Origin of the sequence: Rhizobium lusitanum, from assembly GCF_014189535.1 — a bacterium.
Taxonomy (GTDB): domain Bacteria; phylum Pseudomonadota; class Alphaproteobacteria; order Rhizobiales; family Rhizobiaceae; genus Rhizobium; species Rhizobium lusitanum_C.
The window spans coordinates 1340072-1364906 of record NZ_CP050307.1; the positions used below are offsets into that span (position 1 = coordinate 1340072).

22 protein-coding genes and 2 pseudogenes are annotated in these 24835 nt (G+C 62.2%); 12 read left to right on the plus strand and 12 right to left on the minus strand.

The features are described from left to right. Window positions 1-20: 20 nt before the first annotated feature. The 8 genes from HB780_RS09195 to HB780_RS09230 form a co-directional block, all read right to left on the minus strand. Entirely contained in the window at window positions 21-797 is a 777-nt protein-coding gene (locus HB780_RS09195; protein WP_183687087.1) for an enoyl-CoA hydratase-related protein, read from the minus strand. Beyond that, window positions 794-1708, minus strand: a complete 915-nt coding sequence (locus HB780_RS09200; RefSeq protein ID WP_183687090.1) for a 3-hydroxyacyl-CoA dehydrogenase family protein — start codon at window positions 1706-1708, stop codon at window positions 794-796. The genes HB780_RS09195 and HB780_RS09200 overlap by 4 nt, the downstream gene beginning before the upstream one ends. 2 nt (window positions 1709-1710) lie before the next feature. Next, window positions 1711-2955, minus strand: coding sequence for a CaiB/BaiF CoA transferase family protein (locus HB780_RS09205; RefSeq protein WP_286202898.1), 1245 nt, complete (start codon window positions 2953-2955; stop codon window positions 1711-1713). Then, on the minus strand, window positions 2933-4483 hold the full coding sequence (locus HB780_RS09210) for an HAL/PAL/TAL family ammonia-lyase (protein WP_183687094.1): 1551 nt from the start codon (window positions 4481-4483) through the stop codon (window positions 2933-2935). Before HB780_RS09210 ends, HB780_RS09205 begins: the two co-directional genes overlap by 23 nt. A gap of 114 nt (window positions 4484-4597) precedes the next feature. Then, window positions 4598-5512, minus strand: a complete 915-nt coding sequence (locus tag HB780_RS09215; protein ID WP_183689666.1) for an ABC transporter substrate-binding protein — start codon at window positions 5510-5512, stop codon at window positions 4598-4600. Between the two features lie 23 nt (window positions 5513-5535). Then, window positions 5536-6249: an ABC transporter permease gene (locus HB780_RS09220; RefSeq protein WP_183687096.1), complete on the minus strand. Its 714-nt coding sequence runs from the start codon at window positions 6247-6249 to the stop codon at window positions 5536-5538. A 4-nt stretch (window positions 6250-6253) separates the two neighbouring features. Beyond that, window positions 6254-6898 (minus strand): ABC transporter permease, encoded by a 645-nt coding sequence (locus HB780_RS09225; RefSeq protein ID WP_183687098.1) that lies wholly within the window; start codon window positions 6896-6898, stop codon window positions 6254-6256. Further along, the gene (locus HB780_RS09230; RefSeq protein WP_183687100.1) at window positions 6888-8015 is read right to left on the minus strand and encodes an ABC transporter ATP-binding protein; all 1128 of its coding nucleotides are present in this window, start codon (window positions 8013-8015) and stop codon (window positions 6888-6890) included. The genes HB780_RS09225 and HB780_RS09230 overlap by 11 nt, the downstream gene beginning before the upstream one ends. Before the next feature lie 394 nt (window positions 8016-8409). Between HB780_RS09230 and HB780_RS09235 the strand changes: the two genes are divergently transcribed. The 11 genes and pseudogenes from HB780_RS09235 (at window position 8410) to HB780_RS09285 (ending at window position 19049) form a co-directional block, all read left to right on the plus strand. Further along, a complete protein-coding gene (locus tag HB780_RS09235; protein WP_183687102.1) occupies window positions 8410-9966 on the plus strand; it encodes an acyl CoA:acetate/3-ketoacid CoA transferase in 1557 nt (518 codons plus the stop codon). Then, on the plus strand, window positions 9956-10756 hold the full coding sequence (locus HB780_RS09240; protein ID WP_183687104.1) for an SDR family NAD(P)-dependent oxidoreductase: 801 nt from the start codon (window positions 9956-9958) through the stop codon (window positions 10754-10756). The genes HB780_RS09235 and HB780_RS09240 overlap by 11 nt, the downstream gene beginning before the upstream one ends. 2 nt (window positions 10757-10758) lie before the next feature. Continuing rightward, entirely contained in the window at window positions 10759-11610 is an 852-nt protein-coding gene (locus HB780_RS09245) for a MaoC family dehydratase (RefSeq protein WP_183687106.1), read from the plus strand. Beyond that, on the plus strand, window positions 11607-12377 hold the full coding sequence (gene hutC / locus HB780_RS09250; protein WP_183687108.1) for a histidine utilization transcriptional repressor HutC: 771 nt from the start codon (window positions 11607-11609) through the stop codon (window positions 12375-12377). The genes HB780_RS09245 and hutC overlap by 4 nt, the downstream gene beginning before the upstream one ends. Beyond that, complete coding sequence (locus HB780_RS09255) at window positions 12374-13873, plus strand: HAL/PAL/TAL family ammonia-lyase (protein ID WP_183687110.1); 1500 nt, start codon at window positions 12374-12376, stop codon at window positions 13871-13873. The genes hutC and HB780_RS09255 overlap by 4 nt, the downstream gene beginning before the upstream one ends. An 82-nt stretch (window positions 13874-13955) precedes the next feature. Beyond that, a complete protein-coding gene (locus HB780_RS09260) occupies window positions 13956-14843 on the plus strand; it encodes a glycine betaine ABC transporter substrate-binding protein (protein ID WP_183687112.1) in 888 nt (295 codons plus the stop codon). A gap of 113 nt (window positions 14844-14956) precedes the next feature. Then, window positions 14957-15961 carry an ornithine cyclodeaminase family protein gene (locus HB780_RS09265; RefSeq protein WP_183687114.1) on the plus strand — a complete coding sequence of 335 codons (1005 nt, stop codon included), beginning with the start codon at window positions 14957-14959 and terminating at the stop codon, window positions 15959-15961. Between the two features lie 45 nt (window positions 15962-16006). Beyond that, complete coding sequence (locus tag HB780_RS09270; protein ID WP_183687116.1) at window positions 16007-16786, plus strand: phosphate/phosphite/phosphonate ABC transporter substrate-binding protein; 780 nt, start codon at window positions 16007-16009, stop codon at window positions 16784-16786. A 43-nt stretch (window positions 16787-16829) separates the two neighbouring features. Further along, window positions 16830-17452 (plus strand): annotated as a pseudogene (locus HB780_RS09275) (ABC transporter permease). Between the two features lie 5 nt (window positions 17453-17457). Then, window positions 17458-18093 (plus strand): ABC transporter permease, encoded by a 636-nt coding sequence (locus HB780_RS09280; RefSeq protein ID WP_183687117.1) that lies wholly within the window; start codon window positions 17458-17460, stop codon window positions 18091-18093. 18 nt (window positions 18094-18111) lie between these two features. Further along, window positions 18112-19049: pseudogene (locus tag HB780_RS09285) on the plus strand (ABC transporter ATP-binding protein). 61 nt (window positions 19050-19110) lie between these two features. Here the strand turns inward: HB780_RS09285 and HB780_RS09290 are convergent. The 3 genes from HB780_RS09290 to HB780_RS09300 all read right to left on the minus strand — a co-directional run bounded on the left by HB780_RS09290 (window position 19111) and on the right by HB780_RS09300 (window position 21596). Then, window positions 19111-19344: a type II toxin-antitoxin system RelE/ParE family toxin gene (locus tag HB780_RS09290; RefSeq protein WP_286202899.1), complete on the minus strand. Its 234-nt coding sequence runs from the start codon at window positions 19342-19344 to the stop codon at window positions 19111-19113. 49 nt (window positions 19345-19393) lie between these two features. Beyond that, entirely contained in the window at window positions 19394-19654 is a 261-nt protein-coding gene (locus HB780_RS09295; protein ID WP_007697343.1) for a type II toxin-antitoxin system ParD family antitoxin, read from the minus strand. A 157-nt stretch (window positions 19655-19811) separates the two neighbouring features. Then, a complete protein-coding gene (locus tag HB780_RS09300) occupies window positions 19812-21596 on the minus strand; it encodes a trimethylamine N-oxide permease (RefSeq protein WP_183687119.1) in 1785 nt (594 codons plus the stop codon). 244 nt (window positions 21597-21840) lie between these two features. On the opposite strand from HB780_RS09300, the gene HB780_RS09305 reads away from it, so the two are divergent. Further along, entirely contained in the window at window positions 21841-24210 is a 2370-nt protein-coding gene (locus HB780_RS09305; RefSeq protein WP_183687120.1) for a trimethylamine N-oxide demethylase, read from the plus strand. An 8-nt stretch (window positions 24211-24218) separates the two neighbouring features. Here HB780_RS09305 and HB780_RS09310 read toward each other — a convergent pair whose 3' ends face one another. Continuing rightward, a complete protein-coding gene (locus tag HB780_RS09310; protein WP_183687121.1) occupies window positions 24219-24818 on the minus strand; it encodes a methyl-accepting chemotaxis protein in 600 nt (199 codons plus the stop codon). Window positions 24819-24835: the final 17 nt, after the last annotated feature.

A 24835-nucleotide genomic window follows, 5' to 3' on the forward strand; every position in this document is an offset into this window, starting at 1 on the left:
CGATGTGCTATTCTGTCGATCTATCGTCCCTTGAACTGCGGCCGTTCCTTTGCGGCAAAGGCGCGCATCCCCTCCGCCCGGTCGTCGCTTGCCGCAATCAATGCGGACAGCGAACGCTCGTAACGAATGCCAGCGGACAGCGGAGTCTCGAAACTTTCGAGAACAGCGGCCTTGGCCATCGTGACCGCGATGGGGGCAGCTTGAGCGATACGCTCGGCGATCGCGCAGGCTAGATCGTCCACCGTCTCGCCATCAGCGGCGATGCTGCTGATCAGGCCATAGGTCCTTGCCTCCTCCGCATCAAGCTTACGCCCGGCCAGAACCATCTCCATCGCCATCGACTTGCCGACGGCGCGCACGAGGCGCTGCGTTCCGCCCGCGCCGGGTATCGTGCCGATCGCGGTTTCCGGAAGGCCGAACAGTGCCGTTTTGTCGGCGACCACGATGTCGCAGATCAGTGCCAGCTCAAGGCCGCCACCGAGAGCATAGCTTGAAATCGCGGCGATGAGTGGCTTGGTGATGGCGGCCACCTCGTCCCATTTCTCGCTGAAGCCGCTGGTATAAAGCTCGATGGGGCTGGCGGCGGCAAGCGATCCTATATCGGCGCCGGCGGCAAAGCCCCGCTCGCTGCCGCTGATGACGATCGCCCGCACCGCAGGGTCCGCCTGGCAGTCGCGCAGCGCATCGACAAGCCCTGTCAGCATCTCGATGTTGAGTGCATTCCGCTTGGCCGGCCGGTCGAGGATGACGCGCGCAAAGCCGTCATGCTTTTCGGTTTTGACGAGGGAGGATGTCATGGCTTGCGCCTTTCCGTCAGCAGACGAACAGTATCGTCGCGGCGCGCGATTGCAGCCGCGATCTCTTCGGCCGTCCAGTCGTAAAAGCCGCGGCCGCTCTTCGTTCCGAAAGCACCCTCCTCGCACAGCCGGCTCACCAGGGAGGGTATGCCTTCGCTGCGATCCAGCGCCGGCATCAGAATGCGCGACACTTTCTCGACCGTGTCGAGACCGGCCAGATCCATCAGCCGCAGCGGCCCTGCTGCCGACCAGCGCGGCGCAAGCGTCGTTTCGACCGCCCGGTCGACATCCTCGATGGAGGCGGCACCCACTTCAACGAGGTGAAGAGCTTCTCGCAGAATCGCATATTGCAGTCGGTTGACGACGAAGCCCGCTATATCGGTCTTCACCTCGATCACTTCCTTGCCGATATCGGCGCAGAGTGAGCGGGCGCGTTGGACGACCTCATCCGAGGTTTTCTCGCCGCGCACGATCTCGACAAGCGGCATGATGGTCGGCGGATTGAACCAGTGAATGCCGACGACTCGCTCCGGCCGGGCAAGCCCCGCCGGGATCAGGGTGATCGGAACGCTGGAGGTGTTCGTGGTCAGTAGGCAATCGCCGGGCGCCGCAGCTTCGATCTCGCCGAAGATCCGCTGCTTCAGCGTGACGTCTTCCGCGAGATTCTCGCTGACGATGCCGGCGCCGGCAACGCAGTCCTCGATCGAAGTCGTGTATTCGACTGCCGCTTCGCCGGCGATGGCGACGATCCGGCTCCTCGCCTTATCGAGCGTCTCCGCACTGCGTGAATAGACGGTAACAGGATAGCCTTGTGCTGCAAACACACCGGCGATGCCGGCACCCATCGTGCCCGCACCGAGGACGGCGACCTTCGGCCGGATGCGGGTCTTGTCGTTGGTTCCCTGTGCCATGGTCAGATCACTCCCCGCAACCGGAGATTTTCGATATCGGGGCCATCCAGCCCCAGCTCATCGCGTAAAACCGCATCCGTATGCTGGCCGAGGACCGGAGCGATATAATCTCCGCCCGACGCAATGCCGCTAAAGCGAACCGGCTGCGGCATGACCTGGAATTCTCCGGCGTTACGATGCTGCACGGTATGCAACAGCTGGCGGTGCTGCGCATGCGGCGTGGCGAGCGCCTGGGCGAGATCGTAGATCGGCGCGGCCGGGACACCCGCCTCATCGAGCAGTTGTGTCACCTCCTCCGTCGAGCGGGTGCGCGTCCAAGCCTCGATGACGGATCGCAGTTCCTCTTGATGGCCCTGCCGGTCCGGGTCGGTCTTGAAACGAGGATCATTCGTCAAGTCCGGATTGCCGAGCGCCCGCGCCAGTCGGGTAAAGAGCGCGTCATTAGCAACGGCGATAACAACATAGCCATCGACCGCCTGATAGGAATCCATCGGCGCGCTGATCGGGTGCGCATTGCCGACGCGGCCGGGTGCGCCCTTGCCGCCTGTGATCTGTGACAGTGAGACCATCTGCAGGGACATGATGGAATCGAGCATGGCGACATCGACATGCTGACCCTTGCCGGTGCGATCGCGCTGAAGCAGCGCCGCAAGCGCACCCCAGGAACCGTAGATGCCGGCGACGACATCGCCGATCGCGTCGCCCACGCGGGTCGGCGGGCCGTCCGGCCAGCCGGTGACGGTCATGATGCCGCCCATTGCCTGGACGACGTGATCGTAGGCAGCGCGATGGGCAAGCGGCCCGTCCTGACCGAAGCCGGAAATGCTGACATAGATCAGGCGCGGATTGAGCGCTTTTACGGCCTCGTAGTCGACGCCCAAACGCGCCGTGACGCCTGGCCGGAAATTCTCGACGAGAATATCGGCCTGCTTGATCAATCCGAGCAGAAGTTCGCGGCCCTCATCCGATTTCAGATCGAGCGTGACGCTCTTCTTACCGCGGTTGACCAGCATGAAATAGCTGCTCTCGCCGCCGACATGCGGCGAGAAGGCGCGGGAATCGTCGCCATGATCGGGAATTTCGATCTTGGTCACGGTTGCGCCGAGATCGCCAAGCATGGCGGAGCATAGAGGCCCCGCAAGCACGCGCGCCAGATCCAGCACCTTTATCCCATCGAGCGGCCGTACGGCCTGCGTTGCTTCGGTCACGGAAGTCTCCAAGCTCTTAGATGTTGACTGCGAGGGCACCTTCGACGGCCCTCGCGATGGTGCCGTTGTCGATAAGGTCGCGGACGGCCTGCAGTTCCGGATACATGGCGCGGTCGCTGTCGCGCGGCGGAACGACTTGCCGGATCGCGTCATAGGCCGCACCCGTGCCCCTGCCCGGCCGCAAAGGCCGGTGGAATTCTAGCCCTTGGGCAGCGCAGATTAACTCGATCGTCAGGATATCGGCGAGATTGTCGGCCGCCGTGCGAGCCTGCATTGCCGCAGAGACGCCCATGCTCACATGGTCTTCCTGGCTGGCGCAGGTGGTCACAGTATGGACCGAAGCCGGTGCCGCAAGGCTGCGATTATCGCCGGCGATGGCTGCGGCCGCATAGGGCGGGATCATGAAGCCGGAATTTGCGCCACTCGCGCCCATGAGAAAAGGCGGCAGCTCGCTGATATGGCCATTGGTCAGGCGGTCCGATCTTGCCTGCGACATGGTGCTCACATGTGCGATGGCGATTGCCAGCACATCCAGCGCGAGCGCCGTCGGCGCGCCATGGCCGTTGCCGCCGGGCAGAGGCACAAGCTCCTCGTCTTCGATGACGAAAACGGGGTTGTCGGTCACGGAGTTGATCTCGATGGTCAGTACATCGCGGCAATAGGTAAGCGCGTCGCGCACGCCGCCATGGACCTGCGGAATGCAGCGCAGGCTGAGCGCATCCTGAAGGCGATGATCGCGATGCTTCGCCAGTACCTCGCTATCCGACAACAGGCTTCGCAGCCGACCGGCCGTCGCGATTTGCCCCGGATGCGGCCGCATCCGCTGCAGTCGTTCGTCATAGCCCCGGCTGTTACCCTTCAGCGCCTCGAGGCTCATGGCGCCGGCGACATCGGCAATCGCTACCAATTGCTCGGCCTGATGGATGGCGAGCGCGCCGATTCCGGTAATTTCATAGGTGCCGCTGATCAGCGCATGGCCTTCGCGAGGGCCGGGAGCCTTAATAGTGATGCCGGCGCGGGTCATCGCTTCGCGTCCTGAAAGCAGCTCGCCTTCGTACCAGGCGCGTCCCTCGCCGAAAATAACGAGACCGATATGCGACGTCGCGATCAGATAGCCGACGGATCCCTTTGCGGGCGACCAAGGGGTGACGCCGCGATTGAGCATCTCACTCATGGTCTGCACAAGCCCGGCGCTGACGCCGCTGCAACCCTGCAATAGCGCCTTGATCATCGTCGCCATGATGGCGCGCACGGCCGGGGGATCAAGCGGCGCGCCCATGCCGCTCGCATGACTGCGCAGCGTATTGAGCTGCATCTGGGACATGTCTTCGGGCTTAAGCTTGACGGTGTAGAGATCGCCGACCCCGGTCGTCAGGCCGTAGATCGGCACGTTGTCCTTGATCGCTTTGAGAAGATGTTGCTGGACCCTGCTCATGCCCTCGATGGCATCGGGGCAAAGCGCGACCTTTGCTCCGGTTGCAATCGCCGCGATCTCCCCAATCGTGGCCGGGGCGGTGCCGAGCGTGACGGTGACGGAGCCTTCTGACGATTGATCGTTATGTTCCATTCCGCCCTCCCTTGGACGGACGCCGGCCTTCCCCGTTTGGAGATAGGCGGCCTCTCTACTTCCCTCTATCCAGGTGCCGGCGGCCGAACATGGGCTCGGCCGCCGGGATATCGATTAGTTCAGCTTGTTCTTCGTCAGCCAATCGCCGGCAACGGTGTCGAAGCTTTCCTGATTGGCGAGACGACCGTTCATCTCTATCAGATCTTCGGTCGTCAGCGCGGCGGAGACGGCGTTGAGCGTTGCGGTGACCTTGTCGCTGACCTTGCTGGTCGCGATGATCGGCAGGATGTTCTGCGCCGGGAACAGGTTCTTCGTGTCCTTCAGCGCGACGAGCTTGCTTGCCTTCATCGCCGGATCGGTCGAGGTCATATCAGCGGCATGGACCTGACCGTTGGTCAGAGCCGAAAGCGTCAGCGGGCCGGCTACGTCAAGGGTTTTGAAATCCTTGAATTCCAGGCCGTAGACGTCCTTCAGGCCAACAACGCCTTCCTTGCGGGTCTTCCATTCCGGCGGACCGCCGAGAACGAGTTCGCCGGCGACCGGCTTCAGATCCTCGATCGACGTCAGGGAGTATTTCTTGGCGGTTTCTTCGGTGACGGCCAGCACGTCCGAATCCTGGGCATCGGATGCCGTCAGCATCGACACGCCCTTCGGCAATACCTTGCCGAGCGCCTCGACGACATCCTTCGGGGCATGCGCAGTCGCGTTCTTATCAAGATAGCTCAGCGTCGCGCCGGCATATTCGGGAAGAAGGTCGATCGAACCATCGAGCAGCGCCGGCATGTAGACTTCGCGGCTGCCGATATTCAGCTTCGTGTCCACCTTCATGCCCTTGGCGGCAAGCGCCAGTGCATAGATCTTGGCAAGGAGCTGGCTTTCCGGGAAGTCCGCAGATCCGACGATGATCGTATCCGCATCCGAGCGTGGCGTGCTCGTGGACAAGGGGTCTTCGGCGCGCGCGAGCGGAGCGACCGCAAGAAGGGCAGAAATGGCAATGGCGCCGATTGCAAGCATGTTTCGCTTTATCATCATCGTTCTTCCTAGCTGTTCCGTTATTTTTCGTTTGTAAGTTGGCGCCGGATGGCGACGCCTTTCACAGTCCGGCGCGTCAAGCCGGGCGAGACTGCGATCCTGGATGCGAGGCCGAAGAACAGGTCGACGATCAGGGCGAGAACACCCACGAGAACGGCGCCGGCGGCCATCTGCATGTAGTCGTTTTGGGCACGGCCATCGATGATGAGCCGCCCGAGGCCACCAAGTGAGACGTAGGCGGCGATTGTCGCTGTCGAAATCACCTGCAAGGCCGCACTACGGAAGCCCGAAAAGATGAGCGGCAATGCACAGGGAAACTCGACGGTGAGCAGCAAGGCGAGCGGTCGGTAACCCATGCCCCTGGCCGCATCGACAGCAGCCGGATCCACCGAGGTGATCCCGGAATAGGCGCCCATCATGATGGGCGGCACCGCAATCAGCACCAGGACGGCAATGCTCGGCACCAGATAGGCCAGGTCCGATTTGAAATAAGGCCCGACAAGGATAACCAGCAGTACGATCAGGCCGAGGCTCGGCAGGGCACGCGTGGCGTTCGCAAGACCGGCGATCAGGAATGTTCCCTTGCCCGTATGCCCGACATAGAGGCCGGCGGGTAGGCCGATGAGTGCCGCGATGAAAAGAGAGATTAAGCTATATTGCAGGTGCTGCGCCAAAAGGGTCGGAATGCCGCCCGAACCGTGCCACTGCGCTGGATTGAGAAACCAGTCGATCATGATCTCACACCTTTCTCGGACGCCAGGGCGTCAGCCAGCGATTGAGCAGGATGACGAGACCATCGAGGACAACGGCAAGCAACAAGCAGAGCACGATGCCGGCGATCAGCGGCGTCACAAACCGAAGCTGTAGCCCTTGCGTGAACAGCAGCCCGAGCTGTGGCGTCCCGATCAATGCCGCGACGGAGACGATGCTGACATTGGATACGAGCGCTACGCGGAGACCCGCGGCGATGACAGGCACGGCAATCGGCAGCTCGACCATGAAAAACCGCTGGAACGACCGATACCCCATCGCGGTGGCGGCCTGCAGCGTATCAGGAGGCACAGCGCCGAGGCCATCGCTGACTGTGCGCACAAGCAGGGCCAGCGAGTAGACCGTCAACGCCACGACCACGTTGAGCGGATCGAGGATCTTCGTGTGCAGCACCAGAGGAAGGAGGACAAACAGCGCCAGCGACGGGATGGTGTATAGCAGGCCGGCGACCCCGAGGATTGCCGACTTGAACAGCCCGCTTTTATGCGCCAGCCATCCGAGCGGCAGCGAAAGGATGAGGGCGACGATAACGGGAATGACGGAAAGGCCGACATGCCACCAGAACAGGTTGGCAATGTTCCCGGACTCACGCAGCAGCCAGTCAAACCGCATGGTCCGCTCCCTTTACCGGAGCGGCCGGATCTTCCGATCCGTCCAGCAAAGCAACCAGATCCGCGACCCCGATGGAGCCCATCAGCTGGCCCTTGTCGTCGACGACGACCCCGCGCCGGCTGGGCGAGCTCAAAGCCGCGTCGAGAAGCTGTCGTAGCGAGCCGTCGGCCGAGGCGAGCGTGCCGCTGAGATTGAGGTCGCCCATCCGAATTGGCCCTTGCAGGCTTGCAGGTTCCGTCCAGCCAACCGGTTCGCCGCGCTCATTGGTCACCAGCAGCCAGCGATCCTTGGTAGCACCACGCGCTGCTTCCGGCGTATCGCCGAGGCGTGCGGTCGGCTCGGTCTTGACAGTCAGCCGGCCATTGGCGCCGACGAAGCCCAGGAAACGATAGCCACGGTCGCGGCCGACGAAATTGGCGACGAAGGCATCGGCCGGTTTCGTCAGCAACTCCTGCGGCGTCGCGATCTGCGCGAGTTCGCCGCCGACGCGCAGGACCGCGACCTGATCGCCGAGCTTTAGCGCCTCGTCGATATCATGGGTGACCATGATGATGGTCTTGCCCATTTCTCGCTGAAGACGCAGGAACTCGTCCTGCAGTTGTGTGCGGACGATAGGATCGACCGCGCTGAAGGGCTCGTCCATCAGCATGAATTTCGGATTGGACGCCAAAGCGCGGGCCACGCCAACGCGCTGCTGCTGGCCGCCCGAAAGCTGCCAGGGATAGCGATCGGCAAAGCCTTGCGAGAGACCGACGCGCTCGAGCAACTCCAGCGCAATGGCGCGGGCCTGCTTTTTCGGCGTGCCGTTCAGGCGGGCGGTCGTCGCGACATTGTCGATGATCGTCCGGTGCGGGAAGAGGCCGGCATGCTGAATGACATAGCCGATCCGACGCCGAAGCGCTGCCTCATCCATCCGCGATGTCGGCTCGTCGCCCAGCCGGATCGTGCCGGAACTCGGAGCCACGAGGCGATTGATCATGCGCAGCGATGTCGTCTTGCCGCACCCGGACGGCCCGACAAGCACTGTCAATTTACCGGTCGGCGCCGTGAACGACAGTTCGTTCACCGCCACAACATCGCCGTGATAGCGCTTCGTCACATTCTCGAAAGTGATCAACCTGGCTCACCCGTTTTTGTTCCACCTGTATATACAGGTTACACGAAACCGACAGCCACGCAACTGGGGTGGCAAAAATTTTAGCCGAACCGGTGACGTGCCCATTTAATATGCAAAACCCTGCATTTAAATGTCTGGCATTGCGAATGCGCCCCGAACGCCGAGCCCCTTGCTAGACGGAAAATCCTCAGTGTCGCAACTTGATAAAAACCATCGATTTGATTATTAATGACGCACTCAAGGGGAGAATCTTCGGTTCTCCAGCGTCCGTAAACAGCGCGCCGCACCGGCCTTCGCAGCCGACTGCTAAACTTTTAATCAGCATCGATTATTGCCTTGCAAATGCTCATTCGCTATGCCTGTATATACAGCCAACCCTTAAATGGATGCGTTTATGCAGATCATCACTTCGAATGATGCGGCGGCTCTTTTGAAAGACGGCATGACCGTCGCCGCCTCCGCTTTCGGAGGATGCTGCCATCCCGAAGCCATTTCCGTCGCCGTCGAGGAACGCTTCCTGGCGGAGGGGGCTCCCCGCAATCTCACGCTCCTGTTTGCCGCCAGCGCCGGCGACCGCAAGACACGCGGCATGGGCCACTTCGGATATGAAGGCCTCGTCAAGCGCGTCATTGCCGGCGGCTGGCGCGGCACTCCCCGGCTCGGCGAACTGGCGCTGACGGAAAAGATCGATGCCTATTGCTGGCCGCAGGGCGTGATCGCCCAGCTCTATCGCGCCATCGCCAGCGGCCAGCCGGGCGTCATCTCCCATATCGGTCTCGGCTCCTTCATGGATCCACTGCATGGCGGCGGCCGGATGAACCAGAGTACAACGACCGAGCTGGTCGAGCGGGTTCGTCTGCGCGGCCGCAACTGGCTGCTCTATCCCTCTATGCCGCTGGATTGCGTCCTTCTGCGTGGTACGACGGCTGACGAGGACGGCAACATCACGATGGAGGATGAAGCCTTTCCTGTCGACGTTCTCGCCATGGCGCAGGCCGGCCGGAACTCCGGCGGAATCGTCATCGTTCAGGTGAAACGCATCGCTGAACGCGGCTCGCTGGCGGCTGCCGATGTGCGCATTCCGGGAATGCTGGTGGATTACGTCGTTGTCTGCGACGATCCCGCCCAACATGGCGTGAGCTTCGGCGAAACCGACAATATCGCCTATACCGGCCGCTTCCGGGCCGCAGCCGGCCAGTTGCCACCGCTGCCCCTTTCCGTCGACAAGGTGATCCAGCGCCGGGCCTTCCAGGAACTGCTCGGCCACAGCCAAGCGACGATCAATCTCGGCATCGGCATCGCGGCGGGGATCGGCCGTATCGCCAGCGAAGAGGCCTATGACGACTATACCGTCACCATCGAATCCGGCGTCATCGGCGGCATTCCGGCCGAGGAGCTTTCCTTCGGCGCGGCGATCAATCCGAGCGCCATCATTCCGCAAGCCTCCCAGTTCGATTTCTACGATGGCGGCGGCCTCGATGTCGCTTTCCTCGGCATGGCGGAGGTCGATGTGCGCGGGGCGGTGAATGTCAGCCGCTTCGGCAAGTCCATCGTCGGCGTCGGCGGCTTCACCAATATTTCCCAGACCGCCGGCACCGTCGTCTATATGGGCTCGTTCTCACATGGCGGCGCCGATATCCGGGTCGAGGATGGCAAGCTTTCGATCATCGCGGACGGCCGTTTCTGCAAGATCGTCGACAAGGTGGCGCAGGTAAGCTCCGATCCTAGCGCCGCTCCGCAAGGTCAAAAACAGATCGTCATCACCGAGCGCGCCGTTTTTCACGTCATCGATGGCCGGCTGACACTGACGGAAGTCGCGCCCGGCATCGATGTGAAAGCTCATGTCATCGACCGCCTGCCGCCGGGCGTCGCGGTAGCCAACCAGCTCAGGCAAATGGACACGCGCCTCTTCCATCCATCCGCGATGAAGGAGCTCGCCCATGAAGATTGATGGCTCCGTCGTCATCGTCACGGGATCGGCGACCGGCGTCGGCGCCGCCTGCGTCCGCATGTTTGCCGAAAAGGGAGCAAGGGTTGTCGTCAACTACAGCCGCAGCCGTGACGAGGCAGAGGAAACCGCTGCCGCCTGCGAGATGCTTGGCGCTGAGGTCGAACTCGTTCAAGCTGACGTGTCCGACGATGCCGCCTGCCGCGCGATGGTCGCCAGAGCCGTGGAGCGCTGGGGCCGGCTCGATGCGCTGGTCAACAACGCTGCCGTTACCGTCAAATCTGATCCCTTCGATCTCGAAACCCTCTCAGCAGAGGATTTCCAGACGGTGTTCGGCGTCAACGTCGTTGGCGCTTACCAGATGTGCCGCGCCGCCATCCCGGCCATGCGCACCACCGGCGCCGGCGCGATCGTCAACGTCTCCTCGAATGTCGCCTTCACCGGCGGTGGCACCTCGCTTGCCTATACTGCCTCCAAGGGCGCGCTCAACGCGCTGACCATGGCGCTTGCCCGCACCTGCGGCCCGGAGATCCGCGTCAACGCGGTCTGCCCCGGTGTCATCGATACCCGCTGGATGCGCCAGACGCTCGGAACCGACGCTTATGACGCGCTCGCCGCGCGCTTTTCCGGCACAGCGCCGCTCGGACGTGTCGCAACGCCCGAAGATGTCGCCGGCGCGGTTGTCTGGCTGGTCGAGGGCGCGGAGTTCGTCACCGGCGAATTGCTCTCCATCGATGGCGGCATTCGCCTGGCGGGCGGCGTGCGCAAACCTACCGCCAAGTCGGGAGCGTGACCATGACCGTCTCGCTGCAAGCGCTCATGGATTTTCCCATTCCGGAAGCCCGGCAGACGGTAACGGCACGCGACGCCATTCTCTACGCGCTGACCGTCGGCTATGGCGCCGCCCCTCTCGATCCGGCGCATCTGCAGCGGCTGCAGGAGCATGATCTGCGCCCCACGCCGACGCTCGCCAACGTCGTTGCCCATGCCGGCGCCTGGATGAAGGACGCGGGCGTCAACTGGCAGCGCCTCGTTCACTCCGAGCATCGGCTGACGATCCATCGTCCGCTTCCCCTCGACATCCCGCTCAAATCGCGTTCACGCATGCTGTCGGTCGTGGATCGCGGGCCGGAAAAAGGCATGTTCGCGACGTTCGAGCGAACGATCCTCACCCAAGCGGAGGAGACGCCGGTCGCAACCATCGTGCAGACGAATGCCTGTCGCGACGACGGCGGATGCAGATCGGCGGGAACGCCGCCGGAACCGCTGGCGCCCCTCCCCGACCGCAAGCCGGATGCGAACCTGGCAATCGTCGTGCCCGAGGATGCCGCTCTTCTCTACCGCTTGAACGGCGATCTCAACCCGCTTCATTCCGATCCGGACTATGCGGCCCTGGCGGGCTTCAAGCGCCCGATCCTGCATGGTCTGTGCACTTTCGGCCATGCGGGCTATGCGATCGGGAAAACTTTGGGCACGAATGACATCGCGGATGTCGGCTTCATCGCCGCCCGCTTCACCGCCGTCGTCTTTCCCGGCGATCGGCTGGAATTCGATATTTGGCAAAAAGGCCAGGACATACGTTTCCGGGCTCGAGTGCCCGCGCGTGCTGTCACGGCGCTCGATTATGGAACTGCGAGGTTGGCGTGACTGGACCGAAACCCAAACCGGCGGGCGACGCGCCGCATTATCTGCGCATCAAGGAAAAGATCATGGGCTTGATCGCCGAGGGCAAGCTCAAGCCGGGCGATCGCGTCTTTTCCGAGAGCGAGCTGGTTTCCTCCTTCGGCGTCAGCCGCATGACCGCCAACCGGGCGCTGCGCGAACTGATGTTCGAAGGCGTGCTGACGCGTTCCGCCGGCCTCGGCACCTTCGTTTCCTCGCAGCGCCACGATATCGACCTGCTGCAGATCAAGAACATCGCCGAGGAGATTTCGAGCCGTGGCCATCGCCATACCGCCAAGGTGCTGATTGCCGACCGCATCAAGGCGGATGCAAGCGTCGCCCAATCGCTCGATCTGGAGCCGGGCATTGAGGTCATGCATACGCTGATCGTGCATCTGGAAGACAATCAGCCGATCCAGGTCGAGGAACGTTATGTCAATCCGGTGGTCGCGCCCGATTATCTCACCAATGATTTCAACGAGATCACCCCGAACGAATATCTGACGCGGGTTGCACCGATCACCGAATTCGAACATTTCGTCGAAGCGATGAAGCCGGACGCCATGGTCCGGAAACTGCTCGGCATGAAGCCGGATCAGCCTTGCCTCAGGGTCTTCCGCCGCACATGGTCCGGCGATGCCGTCGTCACCTGCGCCCTGCTCTCCTATCCCGGCGACAAGTACCGGCTGGAAGCGCGCTCCGGCAAGGGACGAGCAAAGCCGCTCGCTCTTCTGGAGGGCAGGCAGGGATGACCACCGCCGGCAACATCGTCTCCTTCACGGAAGCCGCTCCGACAGTGAGCGATATCGCCGCCATCGCGCGGCGGAATGCCCGGGTGACGATTTCCACCGATGTCGAACACAAGATCCTTGCCGCGCGCGCCATTGTCGATCGCTACACTGCCTCCGACGTGCCCGTCTACGGCCTGACGACCGGGCTCGGTGCGGGCGTCGATACGCGTCTGGCGACCGACGATCTCGTGGCCTTCCAGCTACGTGTCCCACAGGCCCGCGCCGTTGGCGTCGGCGCTCCTCTTCCGCGAGACGTCGTGCGCGCGATGATGGCCGTCCGGATCGCCGGAATGGCCGCCGGCGGTTCCGGCGTGTCGCTGCCGGTGTTTTCGGGTCTCGTGGAAGCACTGAATGCCGGTTTCCACCCGATTGTGCCTTCCCTCGGCTCAATCGGGGCGGCCGACTCTGCGCCGCTGGCGCATATGGGCAGAGCACTTCTGGGCGACGGCGAAGCGGAAATCGGTGGCGCTGTCATGGCAGCCGGCGAGGCGCTGATGACAGCCGGGCTCGAACCGCTTCGTCTTGCGCCGAAGGACGGGCACGCGATCGTCGTCGCCAATAGCCTGTCCGTTGGCAAGGCCTGCCTTTGCCTCGAGGATATCGAACAGCTGGTCACCTGGTCGCTTGCCGCCATCGCTCTGAATTTCGAGGCGTTCCGCGCCAATGTGACGGCCTTCGACGACCGGGCGCTGGCGGCACGGCCGGCCTTCGGCCAGCGCGAGGCGGCCGCGCGGCTTCGCGAGCTGCTGGCCGGAAGCTCGCTACTGGCGGATGGCGCGGCGCGGCGGCTGCAGGATCCCTTAAGCTACCGCTGCGCGCCGCAGGTCTCAGGCGCCCTCCTCCACGCCATCGGCGAGGCAAGAGAGATAACGCAGATCGAGATCGCCAGCTCCGGCGACAATCCGGTCGTGCTGATTGATGAAGGTCTGATGCTGTCGCACGGTAATTTCGACATGACCGCCTTCGTGCTGGCATGGGAACGCCTCGGTCAGGCGCTGGCGCATTGCGCAGCGGGGACCGCCTATCGCACGATGAAGATCATGTCGGCCGGCATGTCGGACCTGCCGCGATTCCTGACGCCGCTCGGCCAGAGCCGGACGGGTTTTGCCACCGCCCAGAAGACCGTCTCGGCGCTCGAGGCGGAAATTCGCCATTTCGCCGCGCCGATCTCGCTCACGCCGATCCCGGTGGCCGATGGCGTCGAGGATCAGGCATCTATGGCGCCAAGCGTCCTTGCAAAGACAGAAGCGATCATTGAGCGGCTGCGCTATCTCGTTGCCATCGAGCTGATCGCAGCCGCCCAGGCCGTGGAGCTGCGCGGCGTGGAGAACGAACTCGGCACCGGCACGCGGGAGGTTTATCGGCAAATTCGCGAACATGTGCCGCCGCTCAGCGAGGATCGCGCCCAGGGTCCGGACTTCCAACGCATATCCGAACTCATCCGGAACTCCGCCTGACGGGCCGGAATTGAAAAGACCAAAACTGATTTTGCAGCAATATCAATATTGATTCACCGCATTTAACCAGAGGGGAATGAAGATGAAATTATCGATCCTGTCCGCCATCGCCGCCGCCGTGATGGCTACCGCCGCCTTCAAGCCCGCGGCAGCTGCGGACCCCATCAAGGTCGGCAGCAAGAATTTCACCGAGCAATATATCCTTGCCGAAATGTATGCGGCTCTTCTCGAAAAGGCCGGCTTCCAGGTCGAGCGCAAGATCAATCTCGGCGGCACAATGATTGCCCAACAGGCGCTCACGACCGGCGCAATCGACCTCTATCCCGAATATACCGGTACGGCGCTTTCCGCCGTCGTCAAGGGGACGATGTCCACGGATCCGGACAAGGTCTACAACGAGGTCAAGGACTTCTACACAAAGCAGTTCAACCTCACCTGGCTAAAACCCACCGGCATCAACAATGGCTACGTCATCGTCGTGCGCCAGGAAACGGCCGACGCTGATAAGCTGAAGACGCTGTCCGATCTCGCCAAGGTATCGGGCACGCTCGTGTTCGGTGGCGGCGCCGAATTTCCCGACCGTGCGGACGGTTTGCCGGGCCTAAAGCGTGTCTACAGCGCGGAATTCAAGGAATTCAAGCAGTTCGCCAAGCTCGGCCTGCGCTATGATGCGCTGGCTCAAAAGGACATCGACGTCGTCAACGGTGCCGCCACCGACTGGCAGATCGGCTCGAAGGGACTGGTCGCCCTCGACGACGACAAGGGGCTCTTCCCGCCCTATTACCTCGCCCCGGTCGTCCGCCAGCAGGCTCTGGATGCCAATCCGAAGATGAAAGACGTGCTGGAAGCACTCGGCTCCCATCTCGACAATGCGACGATGCGTGTCCTCAATGCCAAGGTCGAGAACGACCACGAGGAACCCAAGGACGTGGCCGAAGCCTTCTTGAAGGAAAAGGGCCTGCTTCCCTGATCGTCCTGGAACGCGGCGGGCTTTGAGCCCGCCGCGCTCCCTTCCGGCACCATTACCGGTAATTTTGCAGCAATCGACGTGACCGCCATCGGCGGCATCCCTGGAGAACGGGAATGCAGGAAATCTGGATCGACTATCTGAACGCCATCGATGCCAAGGCACTGGCGCTAACCAATGACGAAATCCTCGATGCCGTCAGCAAGGCACTGGATGCACAGGGACGCGGTGAGACGGTGATCGAGCCGCGCGTGCATCTCGTGCCCGAAAGTTCCGACAAGGGGCATTTCAACGTGCTGCGCGGCTATGTGAAATCGCTCGGCTATGCCGGCGTCAAAGTGGTCGGCGATTTCGTCGATAACTACAAGCAGGGCCTACCGTCGGAACTGGCGGTGCTCAACCTTTTCGATCCGCATACCGGCGTGCCGAAGGCGATCGTCGATGCCACCGCGATCACCGATATGCGCACCGGCGCGGTCACCGCCATTGGCGCGCGCCATCTCGCCCGCAAGGACAGCAAGGTGCTCGGCCATATCGGCGCGCGCGGCACCGCCTATTGGAATGTCCGCCTGCTCGACCATCTCTTCGATTTCGACGAAATCCGCATCCATTCCCGCCGCCCGGAAAGCCGCGACGCCTTCGCCGCCAAGCTGGAAAAGGATCTTGGCAAGAAAATCATCGTCACTGACAATTGGGAAGACTGCCTGAAGGACGCCGATATTCTGGTCGAGGCAAGCCGCCTGCCGGAGCCGACGCCGCTCTTCAAGACCTCCTGGGTCAAGAAGGGCGCCTTCGTCGTTCCCTACGGCACGATGAGCGCGCTGGAATTCGACCTGACGGATATCATGGACAAGGTCGTCGTCGACGATTGGGGCCAGTGCGGCCCCGGCCGGCCCTATGGCGCTCTGCGCCGGCATGTCGACGAGGGCAAGGTGACGGCGGAAACGCTGCACGCCGAAATCGGCCAGATCGTCGCCGGCATGAAGCCCGGCCGCGAGAGCGACGACGAGACCATCCTCTTCTGGCATCGCGGCCTCAGCACGACCGATGTCGCGCTGGGAGCGGCCATGGTCGACAAGGCCAAGCGGATGAATATCGGCCAGCGCCTACGGTTTGCGTGACCGGCAATGACCAGGACCGCCTCCCCGCCCGTAGCCTGCTCGAGAATGTATAATCTCAGCCCGAAGATAACCGGGCTCTGGGACGGCTTTTTTACGTGGCTCAGTGCGCAATCCGGTGTCAGGCTTGAGGTGATTCCCCACGCTGCTCCCGCGCCTCTTTCCGCGCTCTGGGAACGGCCGGATATGGGCGTCGTCTTCATGTGCGGCTTCCCCTTTTCGAAGCTAGCCGCCGACCAGCGGCCAATACCGCTCGTGGCGCCTATTTCGGTCGCGAGTTGGTCCGGCGGGCAGCCGGTCTATGCAAGCCATATCGTAGCCGCCAGGGATACGGCCTTCGAGAGTGCCGATCTCGCAACGGCACGATGGGGGTGGACGGTGCGGGATTCGCAGTCCGGCTATAATGCGCCGCGAGAATTTCTCGCCACACAGCCCTATGCGAAGGAAGTGCGCGACACGGTCGGCCCGCTTCTCAACCCGCGCGGCGTCGTGGAAGCGATCCGCAGCGGGACGATCGATGTCGGGGCGATCGATGCCTATGCCTATCAACTGCTGGACATGCATGAGCCGGATATGATCGCGCCGCTTCGCATCGTCGCGACGACCAAGCCCGCACCCTTCCCGCTGCTCGTAGCCTCCCGGCAGGTGCCGTCGGACACGGTTCTGGCGCTCAAGCATGCGCTTCTTCACGCGCATCGGAGCGACGAGGGACAAGCCATCCTCGCCTCGCTGGGTCTCGCCGCTTTCGCGGAGCCGGATGTAGCGGCGTACGATCGGATGCCTGCAAGAGCGCGGGATACCGACGAAGCCCTGGGAGCGTCATGGTGAAACCGCGACAGCCCCGCCATCGCTCCAACAAAGGATCCTGCCGATGAAGTGGGTTCCGAAGAATATCGATCGGCTGGCCGAAGCCCTGCTGGAACATCTCTACCTTGTCTTCTCGTCCGTCGGGATCGCTCTGGTCATCTCGCTGATCGTCGGCATATGGGCGGCGCGCAGGCCCCGCACCTTCAGCGCCATCGTCATGGTAACGGGCGTCCTCTTCGCCGTGCCGAGCCTTGCGCTTTTCGCCCTGCTCATTCCGACCCTCGGCATCGGCGCAGCCCCGCCATCACCGGCCTTGCGGCCTATTCGCTGATGATCCTCATCCGCAACATCGGGCTTGGCTTCCAGGCCATCCCCCGCGACGTGCTAGATGCCGCGCACGGCATGGGATACGGAACCATCAGACGTATCTGGGAAATCGAGCTCCCGCTTGCAATGCCCTTCATCGTCGGCGGCATCCGCATCGCCATGGTCACGGTGATCGGCATTGCCACCGTTGCGGCCTACATCAATGCCGGCGGCCTCGGCGTGATCATCTTCGAGGGCATCGACCAGCGTTTCCCGGAAAAGATCCTCGCCGGCGGCCTGCTCACCTCGGCGCTGGCGCTTTTCACCGATTATCTCTTCGCGGCGATCGAAAAGATGCTCCGCCGTCGCAGCGGGAGGTAGACAGAATGATCCTGATCGACGCCTTCCACTGGATCGCCAGCAATCCCGGCATTTTCTTCAGCGCCTTCAATCGTCACATGCTGATGTGCGCGATTTCGCTCGGTATCGCACTGGTAATTGCCATCCCGCTTGGCTTTCTCGTCGCCAGAATGCCGCGCGCCGCCTTCGTCGCCGTCAACATAGCCGGTTCGCTGCGCTCCATTCCAAGCCTGGCGATCCTCTCGGCGGCCATGCCCTTCCTCGGCATCGGCCTCCTGCCCTCGGTCATCGCCCTCATCGTACTGGCGGTGCCGCCGCTCCTGCTCAACACCATCGTCGGCATCCGCGAAATCGACCCTGCCCTTCTCGACGCCGCCAGCGGCATGGGCATGGGACGCCGCGATATCCTCTGGCAGATCGAAGCACCGCTTTCCGTACCCTCGATCCTTGCCGGCGTTCGCACCAGCGCCATCCAGGTGATCGGCGGCGCGGCGCTTGCCTCCTTCATCGGCGGCGGCGGGCTTGGCGACTTCATCAATGCCGGCATCGCCATCATGAACATGCCGCGCCTGCTGGTCGGCGCACTTCCCATCGCCCTTCTCGCCATCCTCGCCGAACTCACCTTCGGCTGGCTGGAGCGATTTTTCACTCAAAGACGATGACCGCGGAAGGCCATTGCCATGATACGACTCGACCATGTCACCAAGAACTATGAGGGAAGCGAGCGCCACGCCGTCGACACCCTTGAGCTTGAGATCGAAACGGGCACGACGGTCGCGCTGATCGGCCCCTCCGGCTGCGGCAAGACCACGACCATGCGGATGATCAACCGGCTGGAAACGCCGACGCGCGGCCGCGTGCTGGTCAATGGACGGGATGTGGCGGAGACCGATCAGAAGCAGCTTCGTCGCAGCATCGGCTATGTCATCCAGCAGGTCGGGCTCTTCCCGCATATGACGATCGAGCGCAATGTCGCGACGGTGCCGCGCCTGCTCGGCTGGGACAAGGCAAGGATAGACCGCCGCATCGACGAGCTTCTCGACCTGGTCGGCCTCGATCCCGCCATCATGCGCCGCCGCCTGCCGCATGAGCTTTCGGGCGGGCAGCGGCAGCGGGTCGGTTTTGCCCGGGCGCTGGCCGCCGATCCCGCCATCATGCTGATGGACGAGCCTTTCGGCGCGATCGATCCCATCACCCGCGTGCGGTTGCAGGACGAATTCCGGCAGATCCTGAAAAAGTCAGCAAGACCGTGGTCATCGTCACCCACGATATCGACGAGGCGATCAAGATGGGCGACCGCATCGCCATCATGCGCGACGGGCGCCTGCTGCAATATGATACGCCGGAAGCGATCCTCGCCCGTCCCGCCAACAATTTCGTGGAAAGCTTCCTCGGGCCGGACCGGGCGATCAAGCGCCTGAGCCTGATCGAAGTGGCAAGCGTCATGGCGCCGCCCGCAACTGAGGTTTCCGCTGTCTCCATCGGCCCCAGCGCCAGTCTCCATGATGCTCTGGCGCTGATCCTGGCCGATGACCTGCAGGGTCTGGATGTCAGGGTCGAGAGTGGCGATAGGGTCGGGTATCTATCGCGCGAGGCGGTGCTTTCCGCGCATCGGTAGGATGGAGCTTTCCCGCTGCGAGGACTTGCTCTTGGCGAGGACAATCACGCCCGAGCCCGTCTCAGCGCAACCAGTTTTCAACGTCGCGCGGCCCATAGACGACCGCAAAGACAAAGATCCCGTAAGTCATCGGCTCGTAGATGACAACATAACGCCCCTCAATGAGAATTCCCGCCGTGGGGCTCAATTCCGGCCGAGGAGACCCCATGAGAGGCTGTCCTGCCGCAAGCTCGGCCTTGTCCAAAATCCGCGTGAGAAGGGCATCCGCTGCCCGTTCATTGTCCGGCGCGATCATGCGCCATATTTGGCGCAAATCTTCCTCTGCCTTGGGGCTTAGAATGTATTTAGCCACCGCGACGGATTTCCGCCTTCAACTCCGCCAGAAGGGTTTTGGCATCAACCTCACGGCCTTCGCCACTTGCCATGCCCTCGTCATATGCTCTCTTGAGGCGATTGATCTCCAACAGACGAATTTCTTCGCGCTGCTCCCATAAACGCAGGGCATCCCGAACCACCTCGCTATTGGAGGCATAAGCTCCGGATTCAACAGCATCGTGCAAACGCGCCACCTGCTGCGGAGAAAGGGATATAGTGAGGGTTCTCATGGGCTCGGTTTTCATCGTCTATTTATAACAGCCCTAACAAGAACTAACAAGAACTAACAATATCGCATAGTGAGGTCACCACCTTGGTCTCAACCAAGACAAATCCCCGCTGCGGTTCACCGCAACGGGGATCGGCACTATTCCATCAGACCCTTCCCTAAGCCGGCAGCTGGAAGAACCAGTTGGCGAACAGCACGATGGCAAGGCCGCCGGCGATTGCGAGATAGGGCAGGATGCCTGCCTTCTTGACGCCGAGATCCTGGCCGACCAGGCCGAGATCGTCCATGGCGCCGGCCGGGAACTTGCCGCCGTCGCGCACATAATGCCGATAGGCGAAGACCGGCAGGATCAGGGCCGCGAAGGCGAAGCCGACCCAGAGCGCGTTGGCGTAACCCCAGACCTTGGCGCCGGCGCCGAGGAAGAGAGCGTTGACGAAGGCAAGGATGGTGTTGAGGCCGATCAACCAGGTCGGCGCCTTCCACGGACGCTCGATATGGCCGGAGTCCATCCGGTGGATCCAGCCGGAGTTGAGGTTCAGGAAGTTGAAGATGATGTAGCCGACATTGGAGACGGCCAGCACGAAGAAGTAGCCGCTTGCATCGGATGCGATCGCCAGCAGGAAGAGGTTGAAGGCGAAATCCGTCCACATCGCCCTAGTTGGTGCGCCGTTCTCGTTCACATGGTCGAGATATTTAGGCAGCCAGCCGTCCTTCGAGCCTTGGTAGAGCGTGCGCGAGGAACCGGCCATCGCCGTCATGATGGCGAGGAAGAGCGCCATGATCATCAGGACAACAAGGAGTTGGGTAACGATACGGCCGGCGCTGATCAGGCCGCCAAGCGCTTCCGCAACGCCGGTGCCGTCGACGATGCCGGGCGCCAGCATGCCACTATGGCCGAGCACGCCCTGGAAGGCGAAGGGCACGAGGAAGAAGAACAGGCAGCAGACGAGGCCGGAATAGAAGATCGCCTTAAAGGTATCGGTCTTCGGGTCCTTGAGCTCGCGGGTGTAGCAGACGGCGGTCTCGAAACCGTAGGTCGACCACGCCGCGATATAGAGGCCGCCAAGGAAGAGCGTCCAGCCACCATTGCTCCAGGTGCCATCGGTGGCGGCATAGGCGGCGGTGGGCGGCATGAGACCCGTGACGTTGGTGGCGGCGATCTGGCCGCTAAAAATCGGATAGACGCCGATAATAAGCAACGGCACGAGAACGATGATCGCCAGCCATTTCTGGACGCTTGCCGTTTCCGAGATGCCACGATGCTGGATCGCAAAGATGACCAGCATCAGGATGCCGCCGATGAAGAAGGTGGCGTTGATGTTGGCGGTTGCAAGAAACGGAATGCTGAAGCTGAAGAGCGACCAGTTGCGGATCGCGGGCGTCAGCGCCGAAACGCCATCGGCGCTAAGCAGCGCCGTGACGGCATCCGCCGGCGCGGTGCCGGCATGCGCGGTAATATATTCGGCAACGCGGGGGCTATCGGCCGCGATGGACGTGGCATGCGCGCTGATCCACGCGATAACAGCCTGCGAATCCGCCGCCGGGATCGGGTAGAAAGCGTTGAGAATATAGCCGGCAGCGATGGCGCAGCCCAGCGACAGCACCGGCGACCAGGCAAACCAGTTGCACCAGACGGAGAGCGGCGCGATGAACTTCGAATAACGCAGCCATGCCGTTGCGCCATAAACCGAGGCGCCGCCGGACTTGTTGCCGAACATGCCGGCGATTTCCGCATAGGTAAAGGACTGCAGGAACCCCATGACCATCGAAATGATCCAGACGACGAAGGCAAGCTTGCCGGTCGCGCCGGCGATACCGCCGATGGAGAAAAGAACAAGCGGCGGCACGCCCGCAGCCACCCAGAACGCGCCCTTCCAGTCGAGCGCGCGTATAAGCTTACCTTCGGTGCCAGCAGGAGCGCTGGCGTCCACAATATCCGTCATCGGTGCAGTTCCCCATTTATTGTTCCGGACGTATCTGTCGTACGTCTCCCTGAACGTGCCTCCCTGGCATTTCAGGCCCGCCGGTGGTTTTGAAGATCCGTGTTTCCTGCACGGATTTCCGAGTCTAGGCCCTTTATAGATAGTGAAGATATTTTCTTTTTAGTCAATATCCCTTTACTTTCGGATGGCATTTTGTCAGCATGAATGGCGTGCCGGGAGGCACATCACTCCCCGAGAGGGTTGCATGCGAGATCTCCATCCGACAGCCGCCGGAGTGCGGCCCGTTTCGGCCAGTATCATCCACTATCCCGGCATTCCGGCGCTGCCGCCGAATACCGAGCGCTACCGCTGTAAGGGCGGCGGATCGCTTGTTGTGCGCGTCGAACCTGGAGACCATGTCACAGTGACCGACAGCGAGGGCGGACAGGCCTGCGAGCTATCCTTCCTGGACGAGAAAGGCCGCTTTCAATCGGCGGGCCTCGGCGTGGCATTCACCGGCAATGCCGACGGCCTCAAAACCATTCTGTCCTCCGATGACGAAGGCGCCCAGCGTACGCGTACGGCCTTGCAGCGGCGCGGCGCCGATCTTGCCAAGGCCGGCGCCATCGGCATCTTCGGAGAAGCAACAACGCCCGGCAGCACGGCCGAATTCACCATCGCGCTGAAAGGCCTGCTGATCGTCGCGGCCCCGGGCGACGCCATGTCGCCGGAGGCGCAAGCGACGGTGACGCCAATCGAGGTCAGGATACGGCGCAGCCAACTCATTCGAGACTATGCCTCCGCTCTGCCGGAGCCCCTGGCCGACCCGATCGAGGATGTCCGTATCAGGGCTGGCGCCGCCTCTGCCTATTTCGTCCGCGCCGGCGAATTCATCCAGATCATCGATGTCTATGGCCGGCAATGCACCGACTTCCAGGCATTTGCCGCCCGCAAGGTGGACAAGGGGCTTGATCTCGCGCTCGATTCCACCGTCACCCGCACCCTGCTCGGCCGCAGCTATCCTACCCCTGGCCTGCCGTCGAAAGCCTTCGACCGCGATTTCGAGCCGCTGGTGGAGATCGTGCAGGACACGGTCGGCCGCCACGACGCCTTCGCGACCGCCTGCAATTCGCGCTATTACGACGATATGGGCTATCCCGGCCATGTGAATTGCACCGACAATTTCAACTCAGCGCTGGCGCCCTATGGCATTGCCGGCCGCAAAGGCTGGGAAGCACTCAACTATTTCTACAACACCAATATCGACCACAATAATCAGCTCTACCTCGACGAACCCTGGTCGCGACCGGGCGATTATGTGTTGATGCGGGCGCTGACCGATCTCGTCTGCGTCTCCTCCTCTTGCCCCGACGATATCGACGCGGCAAATGGCTGGGATCCGACGGATATCCACGTCCGCACCTTTTCCGGAAAAGAGAAATTCACACGAGCGGTAGCCTATCGCATGACCCCTGACGCCGACGCTGAACTGACGCGCGAAACCGCGTTTCATCCCCGCCTCTCTGCCCTGACGCGGGACTACACCGAATATCGCGGCTTTTGGCTGCCGAACCGCTTTTCCTCCGAAGGGCCGGTCGAGGAATATTGGGCCTGCCGCGAAAGGGCAGTTGTCATCGACCTCTCGCCGCTCCGCAAGTTCGAGGTGACGGGACCGGATGCCGAGGAGTTGCTGCAATATTGCCTGACGCGCGACGTCCGCAAGCTTTCGACCGGCCAGGTCGTGTATTCCGCCATGTGCTACGAAAACGGTGGGATGATCGACGACGGCACGCTCTTCCGCCTCGGAGACAAGAATTTCCGCTGGATCGGCGGCGATGATTACAGCGGCATCTGGCTGCGCGAACAGGCGGAGAAAAAGGGCTTCAAGGCCTGGGTCCGCTCATCGACCGACCAGATGCACAATATCGCCCTCCAGGGGCCGAAAAGCCGCGATATCCTGAAGGAGATCATCTGGACCGCGCCGCGCCAACCGACGATCGGCGAACTCGAATGGTTCCGCTTCGCCGTCGGCCGCATCGGCGGTTTCGAAGGCGCGCCCGTGGTCGTCTCGCGCACGGGCTATACCGGCGAACTCGGCTACGAGATCTTCTGTCATCCGAAGGATGCCCTTACCGTCTTCGACGCCGTCTGGAAGGCCGGAGAACCCTATGGGCTGAAGCCGATGGGGCTCGAAGCGCTGGATATGGTCCGCATCGAGGCCGGCCTGATCTTTGCCCATCACGAGTTTACCGACCAGACCGATCCCTTCGAGGCCGGCATCGGCTTCACCGTGCCGCTGAAATCCAAGCAGGATGATTTCATCGGTCGCGAGGCGCTGATCCGTCGCAAGGAGAACCCGCGCCACCTGATGGTCGGGCTGGAGATCCAGGCCAATGAAGCGGTCGGCCACGGCGACTGCGTCCATATCGGCCGCGCGCAGGTTGGCGTCGTCACCAGCGCCACGCGCTCACCGATCCTTGGCAAGACGATCGCGCTCGCCCGCATCGACGTTCAGCATGCGGGTGTCGGTACGAAGGTCGAGATCGGCAAGCTCGATGGCCACCAGAAGCGTCTACCGGCCACCATCGTGCCGCTATCGCACTACGATCCGCAAAAGACGCGGCCACGTTCGTAAGTAATTACTTACTCCGTCTTGCGCTGCGCATTCGAGATCGCGCGCGCCGCCTCTTCCGAGGAGTTGGCGAGCGTGCGCATTTCCGCCGCAAGCACCGCAAAGCCCGATCCGGCCGTTCCTGCTCTCGCCGCCTCGATGCCGGCATTGACGGCGAGCAGTTTCAGGTAGCGCAACGACTGCAATATCTCGCCGGTCTTCGATGCCGTCACCCGCATGTCGGAGGTCTGTTCGTCGATGCGTTGATAGAGCGACTCGATATTGATGATGCTGCCTTCGAGATAGAGCAGTTCACCGGCCTCGCCCCAGACGCCGCCACCGGTTTCCGTCACCCAGATGAAATGACCTTCGTTGTGGCGAATGCGATATTCCATCGTCCAGTCGGCGCGGCTTTCCAATGCCTTGCCGACGACCTCGTCCATAACAGGCACGTCGTCTTCACACATGATGGAGGTGAAGGTTCGTGCCCGGTTACCGATGATCTCGTCCGCCGGATAACCGAAGACGCGTTCGATGCCGTTTGTCATCTCCAACATCGTATAATTTTCATCCGCGCGGCAGCGATAGAGAAAACCGTTCATGCGGCCAAGAATGCTTGTTTGGAAATCCATGACGACCATGCCCGAAA